Raw genomic sequence first — 18722 nt, forward strand, 5'->3', positions numbered from 1 at the left:
TAACTTCGTTTCCTCGTTTGTGGGCTGCAAAGGTAGCCTTTTTTCATATCCCTCCAAATTATTCCCACCCTTTTTCCTTAATACTATCTTAACGCTTTGATAACGAACCCGAAAAAATCGTGAACAGGCATAAGGGAATGTGCTTTTATAGCCATTCCTGCATCAGTAAACACAAATCAGTATATATTTAGAATGTAAATCATCACTTGCATTAGCAATTGAAGCGCCACCTATATTCTATTATATAACCTGCATATGGCACAATCCATATAACTAACACTTAATCGGCCCTCAATGCTCTATCCATTATTGATTACTTTTGTTAAAAAACACGTAAATGCCCGGCACATCCATTCCCGTTAATTCGATAACCAATAAACTCGACTACAGTATTGCGATCACGAGGAAAACGTTTGCTGATACATGGCTCTCTGACGAGCTGCGCGAAGCACACAGGGATGACTATCATTTATTCCTGCTGCAGGAGGAAGGCTCTACCGAAATAAAAATTGATTTCCAGGCATACCGGCTCGAGCCAAAATCTATTATCTGTATCCACCCCAACCAGGTACATCACTTAGGCCCATTCTTTAGGGGCAAGGTTAGCTTTTTAATTATGAATAATGAAAGCCTGTTGACCGATCAGTTGAATTTACTGGATGATATAAGCCCATTGAAGCCTTTGCCCCTCGATGATGAATCGTTCAACACAATAACAAATACCATATCTCTATGTATCCGGGTTTATGAGGACAAACAAAGGAAGCTGTACCATAAATTAGTGAAGGAAAGCTGCAATCTTCTTGTCGGACTCTTCATTTCGCAATACATGGAAACCATAACACCATATGATAAGCTCAGCAGATCTGCCCAGATCAACAAACTATTTAAATCACTATTGGACAAAAATTTCATAACAGCAAAAAGACCGGCCGATTATGCTCAAATGCTTAACATCTCTACCCCATATCTATATGAATGCGTTAAAAGCATAACAGGTTTTTCAATTTCGTACCATATAGAGCAACGGACTATCCTGGAGGCTAAGCGCTTGCTTTATTATTCCGACCGGTCTGTAAAGCAAATAGCATCCGATCTCGGCTTTAACGATTATCCATATTTTACCCGGCTGTTTGCCAAGGTAACCGGAATGACGGCGCTCGCATTCAGGAAAAAGAACCACGATTAAATCAATGCCCCCTCTCTGTCAATAACAAAATCTCAGGCAGAAATCCTTCGCAATCCACATCGCGATCTTAAATAATCACTTTTTATATAACCGGACGCGGTAGCTATTGGACAGGTCGAGGGTAAGCCATATTGGCTTGCTCAGAACCAATTACTATTGCACAAACTCATTGTCTGTGCTAAAACAGAGATGAGGAAATTGTTTCTTACTCTTTAGATCATTTATGAAATTTAATAAAAAAATACTCGTTTGCGGTGCCAGCATTTCCGGCACGGCGATAGCTTTCTGGCTCGAAAAATCAGGATACGAAATCACCATTGTTGAAAAGTTCGAATCTTTTAGGGATGGCGGACAAAATGTGGATATAAAAGGATATGGCCAGGAAGTTTTAAAACTTATGGGGATCGATCAGGAAGTTAACGAAAAAAATACCGGCGAATTAGGGTTAAAGTATGTGAATAAAACAGGGACAACCATCTCCACCTTTCCGAAAGGTACCATAGGCGGACTTACCAGCGATTATGAAATTTTACGTGGTGATCTGGCCAGGATCATCTACGAAAAAACAGCGCGGGTTTGTGACTACCGTTTTGGGAAATATGTAAAAAGCATTTCAGAAGATGAAGACAGCATCTCGGCCACATTTAACGATGGCACTACCAAACAGTTTACAATGATTATTTGTGCCGATGGTATTGGTTCAACTACCCGTGATATGGCAATGCCGGAATACATTCGTTTCAATTACCTGGGAGCTTACATGTCGTTCTTTACGATTCCTAAAACCGCAACTGATGACTTTTGGGCAAAGGCATACCGGGTAACCGGTGGCTCGTTGGTGTTTCTTCGGCCCGGGCACCAAAATGAAACAACAGTACTCGTGTCATTTTTGAAAGAGATGGTTGAGCCATTTTCACAACCTATTGCCGAACAGAAAAAGAAGCTGAAAGAAGTTTTATCGGGCAAGGGAGGCATAGCAGATCGTATTGTGCAAGATCTTGACCAGGTACAGATATGTACTTTGGACCAATGAGCCAGGTAAAAGCTGCCAGATGGTTTAAAGGAAAAACTGTTTTATTGGGCGACGCGGCCCATGCGCCTACTCCTTTTACAGGAATGGGAACTGCACTTTCACTTATAGGTGCTTATATACTTGCAGGCGAGATCAGCCAAAACAATAATGTTCAAACCGCCTTTGAGGCGTACGAACGCGTTTTTAAACCTTTTGCTGAGGAAACTCAACAACAAATGTCGCCCAGGGTGATGCGACTTATTCATCCTACTTCAAAATTCGGAATAACAGTTGCCCGGCTCTTAACCAAACTACTGGCAAGCCAACCAGTACAAAGGCTGTTGCGCTCAAGAGCAGGAAAAGATGAGAATAGTAAAGAAGGCAAGTTTACTTTGCCTGTTTATAATAGCCTTAGTGATGGCAGAGGCGAGCTAAAAGAGCTTTAATAAAAAAACCGCTTAGATGTTTCATCTAAGCGGTTTTGAACAATTTTAATTTGTTTTGCGGAATGGACGGGACATGAACTTTGTTCATTGATCGCTTACTATCAATATTTTACCAACTGTTATAAAAGTGACTCTCTTAAAACTCACTTTTATTTTAAAGCTGTTTGATTTCAAATGATTAATACAAAAATAAGAAATAAAGAGATCATTACAGAGGAAATTCATCTTAATAATCTTCAATTCAAACAATGTCTGTCGATCACTGGATAGATAATGTTCAGTTATCCACTGTTGACCTAAGATAGCCATGCTTAATATCAGGAATTAGCACCTCTTACGTCTCCCCCCGTTAAAGATAGCGTTGTTATGATAGCTGCCATGAGCCTCAAAAACCGATATTCAATTCTCGAAATTTGACCGTTATGAAAAGATATTATTAATTTTATCGCCATAGACCTATATCACGAAATAGTATGGCCGGCTCAAAAATCACTGTAAACCCGCACGATATCCATTCTGCGATCACTACCTGGAGTGGGTTTGTTTACCAAGGTAAGGTTGCGCTGTATCACAGTATCAAGGTTTTAACCGATGATAGCTCGGCAGGTAGTTATGCTTTACAGCTGGATAGCTTGGAGGATTTTGCGATCATGGCCGCCTCTAACTCCTGCCTGTCCCTACATCAGATCAAAGCACTAAAAAATACTTATTATTCCGGTTACGAAGAAGCATTTACCAAGCTTTGCGCGAAAGGTAAGATCTATAAATGTGATGATTTGAGCTTTCATGTTGCGGTCAAGATCGGTGATAAATCCCCCGCCGATATTGCAACAGCGCATCCGAAGATGCAGCTATATCAATATGATGACGGGCAGTATTTCTGCGCTTTAAGCCATATAGACGCGGCTATGGCGCATGTGATCACTGAATTCTATAAAAAACATGCGCCAGAACATACCTGGAAACAACAGACAGCTTACGTGACCGCCACTAAAAATGTACTGGATGATATCGTCCAGCGTAAGGTGATCTCCATCCATCAACTGGTCCATGCTGGCGTAGCCTCTGATAATACATTGGCCTACACCCAAACCATCTCGTTCGCCGATCTAAAAGCAGTTTTTGATGAGGACCTGAATTTGCGGACCAACAGCGAAGCGTATTTTCAAGCATTACTTAAAGGTGATCTGAACCGTTATTACCAAGAGTTTTGCTTGGATTGCCCTGATCCAGTAAGTGATGAAGTAAAGGCAAAAATGTCTTTTTTTATCAATTTCATCAATCAGCTTCCTGGTCCTGAACTTCTTCATTTCTGCCGGCAGATCATGCCGCACCGTAAGGTGGCTTTAAATTCTTTTTCTGAATACAAGGACACTACCTTTCAGCAGGAGGACCTCCGGTATGCTTTTTTCAAAGCATTATTTGAACTGAAGGAACTTACCCCAACGAAGCTGGAAGAACTCGGCTGGCGTTTAACCGCCGGCGGCATGTTTATCCCGACAGCCATCAGCCGGCCGCAGCAAGAGATACATGCTGTATGTTCGGCCATTGTCCAAAATATTCAGGAAACCGATTTTGACCTGCCTTACGAAACTTCTGCCCTCGTTACAGCCTATATGAATACACCATCTTTGCAGGATATCGTGAATAATACGAATGACATCGATCCCGAGGTTGATGAACTGGTCACTCCTGAAGAAGAAAAGATCATGCGATGGAAGAAGATCGGCCTTTGCTCTATCGATGAAGCCAAAAAACATATCTCATGAAAGAATTTATCCAACAAATCTTCTTGCAAAGCGGGTTTGAACTCCATACCCAGGAAGAGCACGCATTACTCTTTACCGGCGGGGGACAAACTGTTAAAAAAAGTTACTGGCTCATACTTGAGCGTGCGGAACCTCTTCTTTTGGAGGATCAGGCAGACCTCTTTATCAAATACAAATTCCTTGTCGACCAACAGGAATTTGATAAGAACTGCTCTTTGCTATTATTGGTCAACACCACGGGTACAACGATAGACCAGCAATTCAGGAATAGAGCTTTACTCATCGAAGACAACCCATTTTATTTTAAAAAGTATGTATTGTGGTATACTGACCAAGAATTTGAAGCTTTCACAAATGCCAGAAATAATCGTGCCGAGCTTGGCTTCCTTGAGCGTCACATGGTTAGCCGGTCCAGTTTTGACGCTTATAAAACAGACCCACGAGCGGAATCCTGGCAAGCATTACTCTTCCGATTGGCGCTTAAGATACCATTTGTGAATGTCAAAGTGGATATCAAACCCGGGCTATCGGCGTTATTTGACGATAATCACGAACAATTGGTCCAGAAAGGGTTGAACTTGGTAGATGACGATTTGGGCGCATATCTTTTTGATAAGACAACCGATGAGATCGGACGCATCCCGGCAATAGATCTGTTAAACGCACTAAACCTTAACCAAAAACAAAATGGCGATCAAACTACTGAAAGCGCGGATACGGAACTTTAAAGTATTCGCAGACCTTGATATCGATTTCGAGGATGCCGATCTGGTGATGTTCGATGGCCCGAATGGTTTTGGGAAAACGACCTTCTATGATGCGATCGAATTACTCATCACCGGCACGATCAAGCGATTTGAGAGATTGAGCCGGCTGGTGGACCGCAGGGTCACTTACAACGAGAACCCTTATCTCAACGATAGGTACATGGACGCAGATATCGAGATCAAAGCTGCCATTAAAGTGGGTGATGTGAACTATCACCTTTCCAGGAAAGCGCTTAACGGGGATCTGGAAAAGACCGCGGATTTTGCTGCTTTTAAACTTTACCGGCATGATGCATTTGAAAGCGAGGAAGCGACTTTAGTAGCCGATGAAGCCGGTCTACTGGAGGAGATCTTTGGCAGGAACTACAAAGAGAATTTTCCTTTTTTGAATTATGTCGAGCAAGAAGATCATACCCATTTGTTAAAAAATACCGAGTCAGAAAAAAAGCAACATATATCCCATCTTTTCAACGTACAAGAGTTTGAAACGGTCATCGCTAAATATGAAGCAGCCAGGAGGCAAATTGGTGATTTGTGTAAACCGGAGGTCGTGCGGTCTTTAAAAGAACGGGCCGGCAAGATCGAACAACTTAAGAAAGGTCTTAAGCCCTCAGATTCACTCCAATACGAGCAAATATTGAATAACCGTTCGCCTGGCTGGGACCAAGAAGATATTATCTTTTCGGCAAACCTCTATAGCAGCTGGCTAGACGAGAATGGCGAATTGACATTGTTGGAAAAACTGATCCGCCACCGGGAGGATTATATTGCTTATATCAACGATGACCGCCTTAACGGCATCATTGGCTCGCCGGCGCTTTCCGATTTTTTGCGATATTTTTATTTTATCCTGCAGCAAGATCTCTTCCGGGTAAAGCAGCACCTGCATGAGGAGTTGCTGGCACTGATTGATACCTTTGAAGATCTCACTGCCGGCGGCATAGATAATGAAGCGCTAAACTTGTCGGAAGATATCGTAAAAGTACTCAATAACATTAATGAGCCGGTGGTGACCAACTACGGTCTATTTCTTCAAAGCCTACGCAGTCAACGAAGGCTTGCTACAGACCTGGAAAGGTCCTTTACCGATCTGCAAACATCCCGGGACCGGTTGATCGAGCGGTTTAAGGCACATGAGGAGCATCTTGAGAACAAGGACAACTCTTGCCCACTTTGTGGGCAGGATTGGTCGACCTATGACGAATTGTTGGCTGCCATTGATCGCAAGACCGATGTTTTAAAAGCACTGGTCGAGAATAGCAGTGCGGCACTGAACCTGGCTTACACAACGTTTACGCAGAATGCCGTGGAGGCTTTACTTGGCCTTATCGATAGTTATTTAACGGCTGACCCGATCGATCCGGTGTTTGTCGCTGAGCTTCTTGGCCTAAACGTTGACGAATTCACCAGGCGCTCGGCCATGTTCGAACTGATCGGCTTAAATATCGATCCATTCCTGAATAAAGAAGCGCGCAGCGATGGGGACTTGCAACTTGATGATCTTATTGCCGAACTCCAAGGATTGAAAATAGGTTATGATGCCACACTTGATTATGCACCGCTGAAAGAACTTTATCAAAAGTACTTCCGGGACAACGGTGATATTTTTATGTCACTAACACCGGAGCAGATCGCCGCGAAGATCCAATATGTTGAATGGCGTTATAATGTTTATCAAAATGAGCTGATCAGGGAAGAAGAAGCTGCTTACGGGAAGGCTAAGCAAACCTATGACGATGCTAACGCACTTTCATTAAAGCTCAAAGAGATCATTGATGTTTATAAAAAGTCGCTTAAGGAATATAACAAAGATCTGATAAGAGATATTGAGATATTGTTCCACATCTATTCCGGGCGGATCGTCCAGGATTTCCAGGGAGGGCTCGGTCTTTTTATCAAAGAAGACAGGGGCATCAAATTCGTAACGGGTCCGGAAAAGACCTTCGATGCTGTGTTTTCCATGAGCGCAGGGCAACTGGCTGCACTGATCATCTCCTTTACTTTAGCGCTAAATAAAAAATATTCACTTAATAAGATCCTCTTCATCGATGATCCCGTACAAACCATGGACGAACTAAATATTGCCAGTTTTATAGAAGTGCTGCGCAATGATTTCGGGGATCGTCAGATATTTATTTCTACCCACGAGGATATGATGTCCACTTTCATCCGTTATAAATTCAAAAAACAGGGTTTGCGGACCAGACGCGTCAATATGAAGAACCTGCTTACCTCTAATCATGCTTAACAATGACTGACGGCGAATTAGATGATTTTTTGGAGTTGTTTACGCTTGCTGTTAGCAAGGTGGAAGGCGAGTATATGCGCACCATTTATCATGAGATGGGCTATGTCGTTAGTATGATCAGACAGGCTCATCAACGCAGAAACATGCGCCGTGGTTTAGTAGACAATGATATCGTCCGTACAGGCGAACGGATCTTTTGTTACGAGCTTTACCATCAACTCCGCTTATTGATGGAATCGATGCGCGAACGTTTTCCCCAATTGTTCTTGCAGGGAGAGCTACGCAAATATCAGGTGCCGGAAATGCTCCAAGCTCTGGAACTCGACGCGCTTGATGCTAATTATATGCCGGATTTTTTATTACATATTCCCGGCAATGCCGATGATCATCCTTATGTGATCGAGGTTAAGACCGATCCGGAACTGGATGGAGATCAACTGACCACCGATATCAAAAAGATCATGAATTTTATGCACGCTTACCGTTATCAGCGTGGCATATTCTTGGCTGTCAATATACGGGATACTACTATCGATGCGCTGGTTAGGGGCAATGCTAAACTTTGGGGACTGCCGCATATTGAGCAGTATGCGGCAGATATCATCGTGATCAACATTGCGCGGGAGCATGATCGGCCTACCGTCAGGCGGTTGAACAGCTGGCTTGCATAATAATACCTGTTCGTTATTTCGTTGCCCGTTAATTATTTGCATTTCGTGATCTATTGCTATCTTTAGCGTTAAAACCTTTGATCACAATGCATTGTATCCGTTATACTCCGTTTATTTTAGCTGCTGAAAAGCGGCCGAACCGTCTTCTGTTATTAGCAGGTTTTTCTCTTGTTGTTCAGTCCTGATCATCCATGGCAAAGGCTAAAGAACAGATCATCTCCGAGCAGACCACGCTGGATTTCGACCGGGTCAAATGGCCGGATCAGGAAGGCTACCCTTTGAACATTAAAGGGCTTGGCCGGAACGTGCAGACGATCATTTACGGGGATATCGATAAAAGCCAGGGCTTCCTGATCGTTACTGGTTTTACTTCGTTATCCAATCTGATCGATCTTTTTGGTAGCAAAGACCACGCGCAGCTGAAAAAGGTCCGGGTGCTGATCGGCTTTGAACCCAATGTTAAAGGCCGTAAGGTTTATTCCCGCTTTGGTTTGGACAAGGAGATCAAAGATTACTGGATCAAGCGCGGTCTGTCTATCCTCCAGGGCGGCGCAGTTATGCAGCTGATCGAGAAGATCAACAATAACTGGATCGAATTCCGTTTCCGGGATAAACTACATGCCAAGCTGTATATCGGTAACGGTCACGCCACCATTGGCTCTTCGAACTTCAGCCGGAACGGCCTGAATTTCCAGGAAGAGGCCAATGTGCGTTTCGCCAACGCAGATGCCACGCGTCAGCCATACAAGGATGTTAAGCTGATCGCCGAGAGCTATTATGAGGATTCCCTGCCTTATAACGAAAAGCTGATCTCGCTGTTGACGACCCTAATTAGCGACGTGGTCTGGCAGGAAGCCCTGGCACGCGCCATGGCGGAAATGCTGGAAGGCAACTGGCTGGATGAATATAAGGAGATCATGTCGCGTATGTCCAGTGCTAAGCTCTGGCCGACGCAATGGAAAGGATTGACCCAGGCAGTATCCATCCTCCAGAATACTTCTAATGTCCTGATAGCTGATCCGACCGGCGCCGGCAAGACCAAATTATGCACTTCGATCGTTCTTTGCCTCCAGCACCTGCTGTATGAGAAAGGCAAACATCATCGCACAGAGTCGCTCATCATCTGCCCGCCGCTGGTCATGAAAAAATGGGCCGGTGAGTTCCGATCCTTCGGCAAGCTGAATAATAACCAAATCTCTATGGGGATGCTCAGTAAAGCTTCGGCTGAAAATCAGGCTAAGATCGCAGCGCAGTTAAAGCTCGGGCACCTGCTGGTCATCGACGAGGCCCACAGCTTCCTGGCGGATTCGGACCGCACCGCGCAGATCAAGACCAACCGGGCCGATTATAAGCTGTTGATCACCGCCACACCGATCAGCCGCAAAGTTGAAGATGTATTAAGTATTTCCCGCTTACTTGACGTGGACAACCTGAGCGATGAGGAATTTAAAGTGTTCCTTGACCTGTTGAAACGGCCCTATAACAGTAACCAGCAGGCCAACGTTTCCATGCTCCGCGAATTTATTAGCCGGTTTACCATCCGGCGGACAAAGAAAAAGCTCAACGAAGAGATAGAGAAGGAACGCGATGCTTATAAGAACGTCAACCACAATATCTGTAAGTTCCCAAAGCAGGTGGAGCGCACTTACGAGACCCGCGAAACGGAAGCGGACAAAGCGATCGTGCGCCGTATCGGCGACCTGTGCCTGCAACTCAAAGGCATTACCTATCTGACGGGTTTCGAACTCAACGAAGAAGATGCAGAAAGCGATGATTCGAACCTAAAGATCTATGTCGATCGCCGGCTGGTCTCGGCACGGGGTTTATCGATACATGTGATCCGCTATAAACTGCGATCTTCACACGTTGCGCTCCTTGAGCATATCGAAGGTTCGAAGGCCGCGATGGACCACTTTGAGTTTACAGGCAAGACCAATCATACGGGTAACAAACTGGCAAGACTCCGGGATATTCGGAATAAGGCAATGCTTCCGCACCGGCAGAAGAAATTCGCCGATGAACTCTTTCCGGACTGGCTGATCGATGAGGCGCTATATGTTAAGGCCTGCGAAGAGGAATTATCGATCTATCAAAATATAGCGGCGCTGGCTAAGCAATTATCCGGCAGCCGGGAACAGGGCAAAGTGGATGATCTGAACAAAGCTTCAAAAAAACACCCTTACCTGCTGGCTTTTGATTCGACGGTCATTACCATCTATTATCTCAAAAAATTGTTCAGGGAACGGTATCCTGAAGCGGTTGTACTGGTGGCCACCGGCGGTGAGAATGATCAGAACAGCCAGAAGATCATGGATATCTTTAAAATAGATGCCGTCGAGCAAAAGGGGCGTGTTATCGCGCTGTGTTCTGATAAGATGTCGGAAAGCGTTGACCTGCAAAAGGCCTCCTGCGTATTTCTGCTGGATATCCCCGGCGTACTGCGTATCGTTGAGCAGCGTATCGGCCGAGCTGATCGCATGGACAGCGTGCATAAAGAGATCGAGATCTACTGGGCATTTGATTCAGAGGAATATTCGCTCAAAGGTGATGACCGCCTCATAGAAACGAACCGGCTGGTAGAAATGATCTTTGGTTCCAATTTCCAGGTACCTGAAGCTTTAAAGGGCCGTCGCTTTCAGCGCACAGAAAACATGAACACCCTGATAGAGGAGTATAAAGAGTTCGTCGATAAGGATGAATCCTGGACCGGTATCGAAGACCGGTTCCAAACCATCCGCTCGCTCAAAGAAGGGCCGGATGCGCTGATCAGCGAGCAGATCTACCAACTTTATACTAATGTAACCTCTGAAGTAAAAGCTAAGGTCAGTTTTATTGCCGGCAGCGGAAACTGGTGTTTTATTGCGCTGCGCGGCGACCACCGCAAAAGCCCGCGTTGGTATTTTATTAAAGCCAATGACCATATCGAGGTCGATATCGGCAAAATATGCGGGCTCTTAAGGGAGTATATCAGCAATAAGTCCGTTCGTTTGAAATGGGACGCACCGGCGCTCGAGCGCTATGTAAGGCTTTTTAAAGCCAAGGAACGTGAATTGCTGCCCTACAAGAAGGGCCGTGCCCTCGAAGTTGCTGAATATATCCTGCGAAAACGGCAGCAAGAACAATTGATAACGGCCGAACTGCGGGAGGCCATGAAACTGATACAAACTTTCCTTCAGGGTAAGTCAACGGAAATTGTGGATTACGAGATCCTTGCCGATGAATGGATTATGATACTGCAACCATACCTGAACGCCAAACGCGAGCAGATCAAGAAAAAGCGGAAGGTAGAGTACAATCTCAACAGCTTGCGCCGAGACCATAGGAATATCAACTTTACCGCCGAAGACCTTTACCACATGGCTGAGCAATGTGTGATCGCCGATGCGATAGACAAAAGGATCGCCGCCTGTATCATTGCGGTCAGCAACGATGGGCAATAGGTTCTGTTTTGTCCTGATATAATATTAATTTTACCAAAGACCAGGCCATTGTTACCACCTGTTAACATTTTATATATAGTGACCAGCAGTTTCGACCAGATCAAAAAATTAGGCGCCCAGTACTAGAGAGGTACCTCAACTGTCGTTGCGTCAGCCCTGGTCGCGACAAAAGCCTTGCGGGAATTCGTCTCGGGAACACCCGCTTATATGGTCATGGTCTACCTTTTGGCGGAATCCTGGTCATTATATTGATCCGCAATCCTTCCATAGCTTATTGGATAACTAACTAACAGATAACTATTTATTATCATTGATAATTTAGCAGATAAGTTGCTCTATTGATTTGTTTTGAATCCTTTTTTGAGGCGAAGCATCAGAGGAGAATTACACAATTAACACGACATTTCACAAAAGTCAGCCAAGAAATGGTTCGAGAAATGTTCAACAAGAAGTAGAATTACTTGCTACATACGCGATTTATTCGATCTGTCGTATACTTCATTCTTTGTTGCAAGTACGGCTATTATATAATAAATACATAGGGAAGTTAATATGTGATGACAGAGTGTTGGATGAACTGAATAAAATCAACGTTTTTGAAGCGTGGCTCATTGCGACATAAAGATGTTTAAGAGCGGGAATCGAACCACGCTTGTAAGTCCTTAAATTATAATGGATTATAGACTCTTAAAAGATCATTCAACGATTTGTACAAACTGTATTGGCCATAAATCGTTGTACTTCAAATATACGAAACCTCTGTTTTCAAAAAAAAACGAAAGCGACTTTATTAAAAATCTAATGATGGATATACAATATTAGTTTTTAATATTTAGGTAAAAGGTTAATGAATGGACGGGTCACGAACATCGTTCATAACTGTCTATATATCACGTATCTATATTTTAAAACAATCAACTACTTTACGAATCACGCAATGGATAAATGATTCTAAATCGTTGATGTAAACTTAACAAATAAATACAAAGAAAAAAAGAATTCATTGTTTTCATAAGATAAATTCTTGGCAAAGCGAAAAGGACAGGCTATGATAACCTATCCTTCTTTATTTAGCTCATGACGTTTATAATGAACCGCCGTCCACGGCAAGCTTCCCGCCATCCACAGCTAAGATCTGACCGCTCAAAAACGGCGACTTGTCCGAACCCAGGAAAACGATAGCTTGCGCCACTTCTTCCGGCAGTCCGAGGCGTTTCATCGGCACGCCCCTTTGCAATTTATCTTTATGCTCCTGCGAACCTGTAAAACGGGTAAGCATATCTGTATCTGTTGGGCCAGGCGCTACTGCGTTAACACGCACACCTACGGTTGCTCCTTCAAGGGCAGCAACCTTGGTCAGGCCTTCTACAGCATGTTTGCTGGCGGCATAAACAGATGCGCCTGCGGCGGCACGCTTGCCAAAGGTTGAAGAAATATTTACAATACTGCCATGGCCTTGTGCCAGCATTGCTTTCATTTCATGCTTGAGGCTAAACAGCGTACCCAAAACGTTGGTATCAAAAGTTGCCTTATAGCTTTCTTCAGTTTGGTCAACAATTGGACCCGGTTGTCCTTCAGTACCCGCATTATTTACCGCAATATCCAGGCGGCCAAAACGTGCCAATGTCTGATCCACAAGATGATTTACGTCGTCTTCATGGCGAACATCTGCCTGGATAAATTCAGCTTCAGTACCAAGAGCGTTTAATTGTTCAGCTAACGCGGCACCTTCTGCTGCTCTCCGGCCGGATACCACTACCTGGTAACCTTCATTGGCAAAAGCAACAGCTGCTGCCCTACCTATACCGGTTAATGCACCGGTGATTAAAACTACTTTTTTCATTTTTTTGTTATTTAAACCCGTGGTGTTATAAAGGCCAGCTGGCCCCGGTGATAGTTGAGGTGGCTTGTGCGTCCGATCAGCACGGTGAGTTTATTCCGCAGCGGGTCCTTTTCAAAGTCCGCTTCTGAAACTCTGGTGTGCCTGCTTAGCCAGTTGCTTCTATCCATTTCTGCAAAATGATCGGATAGCGCCTGGTTAACCGTAGCCCACTGTTCCTTCAACGCCGCGACAGAAGGCAACGCTTCCACCGCCCGGTCAGGGCTGGAAATAAAGGTGTTCTCCAGTTCCGGGTAAAGCTGTTCCCCTACACCGAACATCGGCAAAAGCAGATCGCTCATGGCGATCAAATGGCCGAAAAGGTATATCGCCCGGTTACGGCCCGGTGCAACCTCGTTACTATAATAGCTGTCCTCGTATTTATTGAAAATATCGGTGATTGCCTGGTTTTGTGTTTCCCAAGCCTTAATCACCTGTGTAATTTCCTGATCTTTCATTTTTGTAATGATTATTAATAGGTTTTGACCGCCCATGCAGAACGGAAGCTTTACTTCCGCCTTGCATGAACTGATCTATGATTAGCGGATACCGCCACTTGCCAGCAGTTCTTCGCCAGTCAGCCAACCCGATTCGTCAGATGCGAGGAATACCGCCACTTTGGCGATGTCTTCGGGTTGACCGGTACGGCCCAGCGGTGCGGTGCGGATCAATTCGGCCTCAAAATCGCTGCCGATGAAGCCCGCCGTGTGCGTTCCTTCGGTTTCCACCAGGCCCGGATTCAGGGAATTGACCCGGATCTTTTTAGCCCCCAGTTCTTTAGCCAATACACCGGTAATGGCAGTAACTGCACCTTTGCTGGCTGTATAGATGGCGCTGCCGGGAGGCGTGATGCTGGTTACGGTAGAGCCAATGTTGATGATACTGCCGCCGTTTGGACTAAAGTGCTTCACAGCTTCTTTTGTCGTTAGAAGCAAACCCAATACATTGGTATCGAACTGCCTGTGAAAATCTTCGGCATTCACTTCTTCGAGGCCGCCGAATTTATAAACCCCGGCATTGTTAACCAGAATATCAACAGCACCGAAAGTTTTTTCGGCAGTTTCGAATAAACGGGTAACATCGGCGTCATTTGACACACTGCCCTGTACGGCAATGGCGGCACCGCCGTTGGTGACGATCTCGGCTATTACCTTATCTGCACCGGCTTTGTCAGAAGCGTAATTTACAATTACGCTGGCCCCTGCCGCTCCTAAATGTTTGGCGATGCTCGCGCCGATGCCTTTTGATGCGCCGGTTACCACGGCGACTTTATTTGCTAACGTTTTCATTATTTTTTGATTTTATGATATATGTAATTATTGTTGTTCGTAAAATGGATAATCGGTATAACCGTGTTCATCACCACCATAAAAGCTACTGCGGTCATAGGCGTTAAGCGGCAATCCCTCGGCATAGCGTTTCACCAGGTCAGGATTGGCAATGAAATGCCTGCCAAAGGCAACCAGGTCGGCATCGCCGTTTTCTATGGCTTCATTTGCGGTTTCTATTTCAAACCCTCCGGCGGAAATGATGCGGTTATGGAATATCTTACGCAGTTGCTGGGAAGCGATGGGATGCAGGCCTTCTACTTCGACTGTACTGCCGTTGACCCTAGGTTCTACAATATGCAGATACGCTAAATGAAATGCGTTTAATTGTTCGGCTGCATGGGCAAATAAGCGTTCCGGATCACTGTCCGACATTTCACCAAAGCTCCCGCTCGGCGATAGTCTGACACCCACGCGGTCACCTCCCCAGACAGAAACCATCGCGTTAACTACTTCCAGCAAAAAGCGCACACGGTTTTCAACGGAACCGCCGTAACTGTCTGTCCTTTTGTTCGTGCCATCCTGTAAGAACTGGTCGATCAGGTAGCCGTTGGCCCCGTGTAATTCGACACCGTCAAAGCCAGCTTGTTTGGCTAATTCCGATGCCCGGTAAAAGTCCTGTATGACACCCGCAATCTCACTGATTTCCAGTGCCCGGTTAGGGCTGGCCGGCTTCCAGCCAGTGGGCGTATATACAACATTGTTGTGCGGTACGGCAGATGCGCCGATGGGGTGTGCGCCGCCAGGCTGCATTTCCGTATGCGATGCCCGCCCGGCATGAAACAGCTGTAGAAAGATATAACCGCCTTTGGCATGTACCGCGCCGGTCACCTTTTTCCACCCTGCTACGTGTTCCGTTGTATAAATGCCCGGGGCACCGTAATAGCCGTGTCCAGTTTCGGATACCACTGTCGCTTCGGCAATCTGCAGGCCTCCTTTAGTGGCCCGCTGGCTATAATATTCGACCATGAGGTCGTTAGGAATAAAATCTTTAACCGTACGCATCCGGGTTAGCGGTGCCATCACGATGCGGTGATCTAAACTAATTGCGCCTAATTGCAGGGGGTTAAACAAAGGCCCGCTGCCTTTTATTGTTGTGTTTGACATTTTATTTGGTATTAATGATTTTTAAAGAGTTCTGTAACCACCGTCGATCAGCAGTTCTGCCCCGATCATGTACTTGGAGTCGTCTGAAGCCAGGTAAAGAAAGGCCTGCGCGATCTCTTCGGGTTGAGCCAGGCGTTTAGCCGGGGTATGGGCGATCAGTGTTTCTTTAATCTTTGACACTTGCTCCGGCGAAGCGCCGGTCCTTTCAAATGCGGGAGTTTCAGTCGGGCCAGGCGACAACACGTTTACCCGGATGCCATGGTCTAAAAGTTCAGCAGAAAAACTTCTTGCCAGGGAACGGATCGCTGCTTTAGTAGCATAATAGGCTGCGCCTTTGCCGTTTCCTTTTTCCGCACCCGTAGAACCGGTAAGGATAATTGATGCCCCGTCATTCAAGTAAGGGAGCGCGAGCTGAACAGAGAAAAAAGCACCTTTGAAATTGATATCGCTGGTTTGATCGAACATGGCTTCAGTATAATTGGCGAGCGGGCCGGTGATATACGCTGCCGCATTGACTACCAGCACATCGATCTTTTGGGAAAATTGGGTGGTGATCTGCTGATAGGCTGCTTCGATAGAATCTATATGCTCAACGTCGGCGATCAGACCGGTAGCATCTTTGCCTATATTGTTTACCGCATTGTTGAGTGTCAGCGGGTCGCGGCCGGTGATGGCTACTTTGGCGCCTTCTTCAGCAAACAGTTTGGCGGTCGCTAAACCGATCCCGCTGTTACCGCCCGTAATGACGGCTATTTTGTTGGCTAACTTTTTCATTTTGCTTATCATTTGTTTTGATAAGTCAAAGTTGCGGCTAATCGGAAGGGTAGCTTATACTGGAATCAAAGGTTGATGTATGAATTTCAAAGATGGGCGGGCAAAAGATCTAAAAACACAAAAGCCATCCCGAAGGATGGCTTTTGATATAGAAACTCGCCGCTCAGGCGCCGAGACGCACATAGTTTTTTCGGAACTCAGCAGGTGTGACACCGGCATTTTTTTTAAAGAACTGGCTGAAATTAGGCTGGTCGGCGAAACCGACGGCATAGCCAATCTGCTGCACCGTCCAGTCAGTTTGGGCGAGCAGGACTTTGCTTTCTTCCAACAGCTTGGCCTTGATATGCGTACTTACATTTTTGCCAGTGTGTTTTTTAAGCAGTGCATTCAGGTGGTTAGGATGGATCAATAGTCTGTCTGCAAACTCCTGCGCTGTCTTTGCCTGGATCGGAGAAGTGTAATTAATCCCGGCTACCTCACTTTCCAGCAGTTGGAAGAATTCGTTAACGTGTTTGTATTCATCACTGATCGTGTCGGGCTCGGGATGGCTAATGTTCTTGCTGCTGGTGACCATCAGCAGCTGCAGGTAAATCTGCAACATATCCTCTTCTACCGCGCCGCCGTTCTGACGGCCAATGCTGAGCATCTTTTCAAAAATTTGGTTAAGCTCGGCCACATCCGCGTCGGAAAGCAGAATAGCACTTTGATCCGGGTTGGTGAACAAACCATATTTGTCCATGATCTGCTTTAGACTAGCATTGCCATCTGCGAGGTGGCGTTTAAAGAAACAAATAAATCCCTCGGATTCCCAGTCCATCTTTTTAAATGTGATGATCTCGTTAGGATGGATAAAGAAAATAGAAGGCTTGTCAACGTAATAGCTTTTCAAGCCCACAGATAGTACCGAAGCTCCTTTGGTCATGTAAACGATCTTGTAGAACTCCCGGCGATTTGGTGAGATATAGCTACGACAGGCATCCGGACTACGGCGCAATACCTGGAATGACCATTCTTTTGGGCCATCCCATTCAAAGGGCAGCAACTCCTTCAGGTCGCGCAACAAGGCTATTTGCCGGGTTTCGTCAACGTCTATTTTAAATGTCATGGCTGATAATGATGTATTTACAAATATAACAAAGCTAAACAAGCCTTTCTCCCGGCTCAAGAAAATGCAGGCCGCAGTCCAAGCTACGAAGTTCAGCCTTTAAACCGGTAAGAAAAGTGTCCAGGTTTTGTAAGCTTTTCGCAGCAGCTTCCTCGCCGGGCATATTAATAAGGCATAATTGCGGCGGCAGATTGATGATGCTTCCTGGCGGCTGGCGGCGGATGTAAGGCTTTAGCCCCCGAAGCAAGCTCATTGTTGATTCTATATGGTCATTGATATCCAAAACGGCTTTACTGAGCAGATGATAGTTGGAATTATTGATAATAAAATCTAACGGTCCATAGTGATCCGCAACACGATAAACATCTTCAGCTATGGAGCCATCATCGTCGATATCGATAGCGATTACTTTTTGCTGATTTGCTTTAAGATAACGCGCAGCCGAGTCCCCCAAGCCAGTAGACGCGCCCAATATCAGCCATACTTTTGACTTTTTCATCGTGCAAAGTTTCGGGTTGCTCAGGAATTGTTTGATAGGAAAAACAAAGACTTACATATGAAATTCAAAGTGCGACGAGTCAAAATCGTTTTTTCTTGTTCATCGAAACGGAAAAAAAGATTCCAGCGAATTAGGTAAACAGTTTTTCTTGGAATAAACAAATTTATAATATTTGCCTAAAAATATTTTAGTCAAAAACAACAGACGTTATTAATGTCTTTCTATCTAATGTTTTAAATATCTCACATTAATAACGTCAGTTATCCGTTGTTGATGATGTTTATAATTCGGATAATCATAAACTTGAACAGATTAGAATTGAGCAGTTAACATGTTAGAATTGGGGTTGAACTTAACCTCAGGAGAATTGATTTATACATAAATTGGACATAATTCGAAAGACATATGGTAGAGGAAAGCGACAAAAGTTCTAAATTTCATGCCGATATTGACGCAATTATAAATGCCAAAAATTTATTAAATTGTGA

The 18722-nt window shown here is 45.0% G+C and carries 15 protein-coding genes; 8 read left to right on the plus strand and 7 right to left on the minus strand.

The window, feature by feature from the left end; all coding sequences use genetic code 11:
* Positions 1-337 precede the first annotated feature (337 nt).
* The 8 genes from AAFN85_RS31495 to AAFN85_RS31530 all read left to right on the plus strand — a co-directional run bounded on the left by AAFN85_RS31495 (position 338) and on the right by AAFN85_RS31530 (position 11542).
* On the plus strand, positions 338-1189 hold the full coding sequence (locus AAFN85_RS31495) for a helix-turn-helix transcriptional regulator (RefSeq protein WP_347531950.1): 852 nt from the start codon (positions 338-340) through the stop codon (positions 1187-1189).
* 223 nt (positions 1190-1412) lie between these two features.
* Positions 1413-2222: an FAD-dependent monooxygenase gene (locus tag AAFN85_RS31500; RefSeq protein ID WP_347531951.1), complete on the plus strand. Its 810-nt coding sequence runs from the start codon at positions 1413-1415 to the stop codon at positions 2220-2222.
* Positions 2219-2647 (plus strand): FAD-dependent monooxygenase, encoded by a 429-nt coding sequence (locus AAFN85_RS31505; protein WP_347531952.1) that lies wholly within the window; start codon positions 2219-2221, stop codon positions 2645-2647. The genes AAFN85_RS31500 and AAFN85_RS31505 overlap by 4 nt, the downstream gene beginning before the upstream one ends.
* A gap of 473 nt (positions 2648-3120) precedes the next feature.
* Positions 3121-4416, plus strand: a complete 1296-nt coding sequence (locus tag AAFN85_RS31510; RefSeq protein WP_347531953.1) for an ABC-three component system protein — start codon at positions 3121-3123, stop codon at positions 4414-4416.
* On the plus strand, positions 4413-5144 hold the full coding sequence (locus AAFN85_RS31515; RefSeq protein WP_347531954.1) for an ABC-three component system middle component 1: 732 nt from the start codon (positions 4413-4415) through the stop codon (positions 5142-5144). Before AAFN85_RS31510 ends, AAFN85_RS31515 begins: the two co-directional genes overlap by 4 nt.
* Complete coding sequence (locus AAFN85_RS31520; protein ID WP_347531955.1) at positions 5104-7431, plus strand: AAA family ATPase; 2328 nt, start codon at positions 5104-5106, stop codon at positions 7429-7431. The genes AAFN85_RS31515 and AAFN85_RS31520 overlap by 41 nt, the downstream gene beginning before the upstream one ends.
* 2 nt (positions 7432-7433) lie before the next feature.
* Positions 7434-8102: a hypothetical protein gene (locus tag AAFN85_RS31525; protein WP_347531956.1), complete on the plus strand. Its 669-nt coding sequence runs from the start codon at positions 7434-7436 to the stop codon at positions 8100-8102.
* A 191-nt stretch (positions 8103-8293) separates the two neighbouring features.
* Positions 8294-11542: an SNF2-related protein gene (locus AAFN85_RS31530; RefSeq protein ID WP_347531957.1), complete on the plus strand. Its 3249-nt coding sequence runs from the start codon at positions 8294-8296 to the stop codon at positions 11540-11542.
* A 1084-nt stretch (positions 11543-12626) separates the two neighbouring features.
* Here AAFN85_RS31530 and AAFN85_RS31535 read toward each other — a convergent pair.
* The 7 genes from AAFN85_RS31535 to AAFN85_RS31565 all read right to left on the minus strand — a co-directional run bounded on the left by AAFN85_RS31535 (position 12627) and on the right by AAFN85_RS31565 (position 18234).
* Positions 12627-13385, minus strand: coding sequence for a glucose 1-dehydrogenase (locus AAFN85_RS31535; protein ID WP_347531958.1), 759 nt, complete (start codon positions 13383-13385; stop codon positions 12627-12629).
* Between the two features lie 11 nt (positions 13386-13396).
* Positions 13397-13879 carry a DinB family protein gene (locus AAFN85_RS31540; RefSeq protein WP_347531959.1) on the minus strand — a complete coding sequence of 161 codons (483 nt, stop codon included), beginning with the start codon at positions 13877-13879 and terminating at the stop codon, positions 13397-13399.
* Between the two features lie 81 nt (positions 13880-13960).
* A complete protein-coding gene (locus AAFN85_RS31545; protein ID WP_347531960.1) occupies positions 13961-14710 on the minus strand; it encodes a glucose 1-dehydrogenase in 750 nt (249 codons plus the stop codon).
* A 27-nt stretch (positions 14711-14737) separates the two neighbouring features.
* Complete coding sequence (locus tag AAFN85_RS31550) at positions 14738-15856, minus strand: alkene reductase (protein WP_347531961.1); 1119 nt, start codon at positions 15854-15856, stop codon at positions 14738-14740.
* Positions 15857-15877: 21 nt separating this feature from the next.
* Positions 15878-16630 (minus strand): SDR family oxidoreductase, encoded by a 753-nt coding sequence (locus tag AAFN85_RS31555; RefSeq protein WP_347531962.1) that lies wholly within the window; start codon positions 16628-16630, stop codon positions 15878-15880.
* A gap of 163 nt (positions 16631-16793) precedes the next feature.
* Positions 16794-17735, minus strand: a complete 942-nt coding sequence (locus tag AAFN85_RS31560) for an AraC family transcriptional regulator (protein WP_347531963.1) — start codon at positions 17733-17735, stop codon at positions 16794-16796.
* A 34-nt stretch (positions 17736-17769) separates the two neighbouring features.
* On the minus strand, positions 17770-18234 hold the full coding sequence (locus AAFN85_RS31565; protein ID WP_347531964.1) for a hypothetical protein: 465 nt from the start codon (positions 18232-18234) through the stop codon (positions 17770-17772).
* Between the last annotated feature and the right edge of the window lie 488 nt (positions 18235-18722).

Origin of the sequence: Mucilaginibacter sp. CAU 1740, assembly GCF_039839285.1 — a bacterium.
Taxonomy (GTDB): domain Bacteria; phylum Bacteroidota; class Bacteroidia; order Sphingobacteriales; family Sphingobacteriaceae; genus Mucilaginibacter.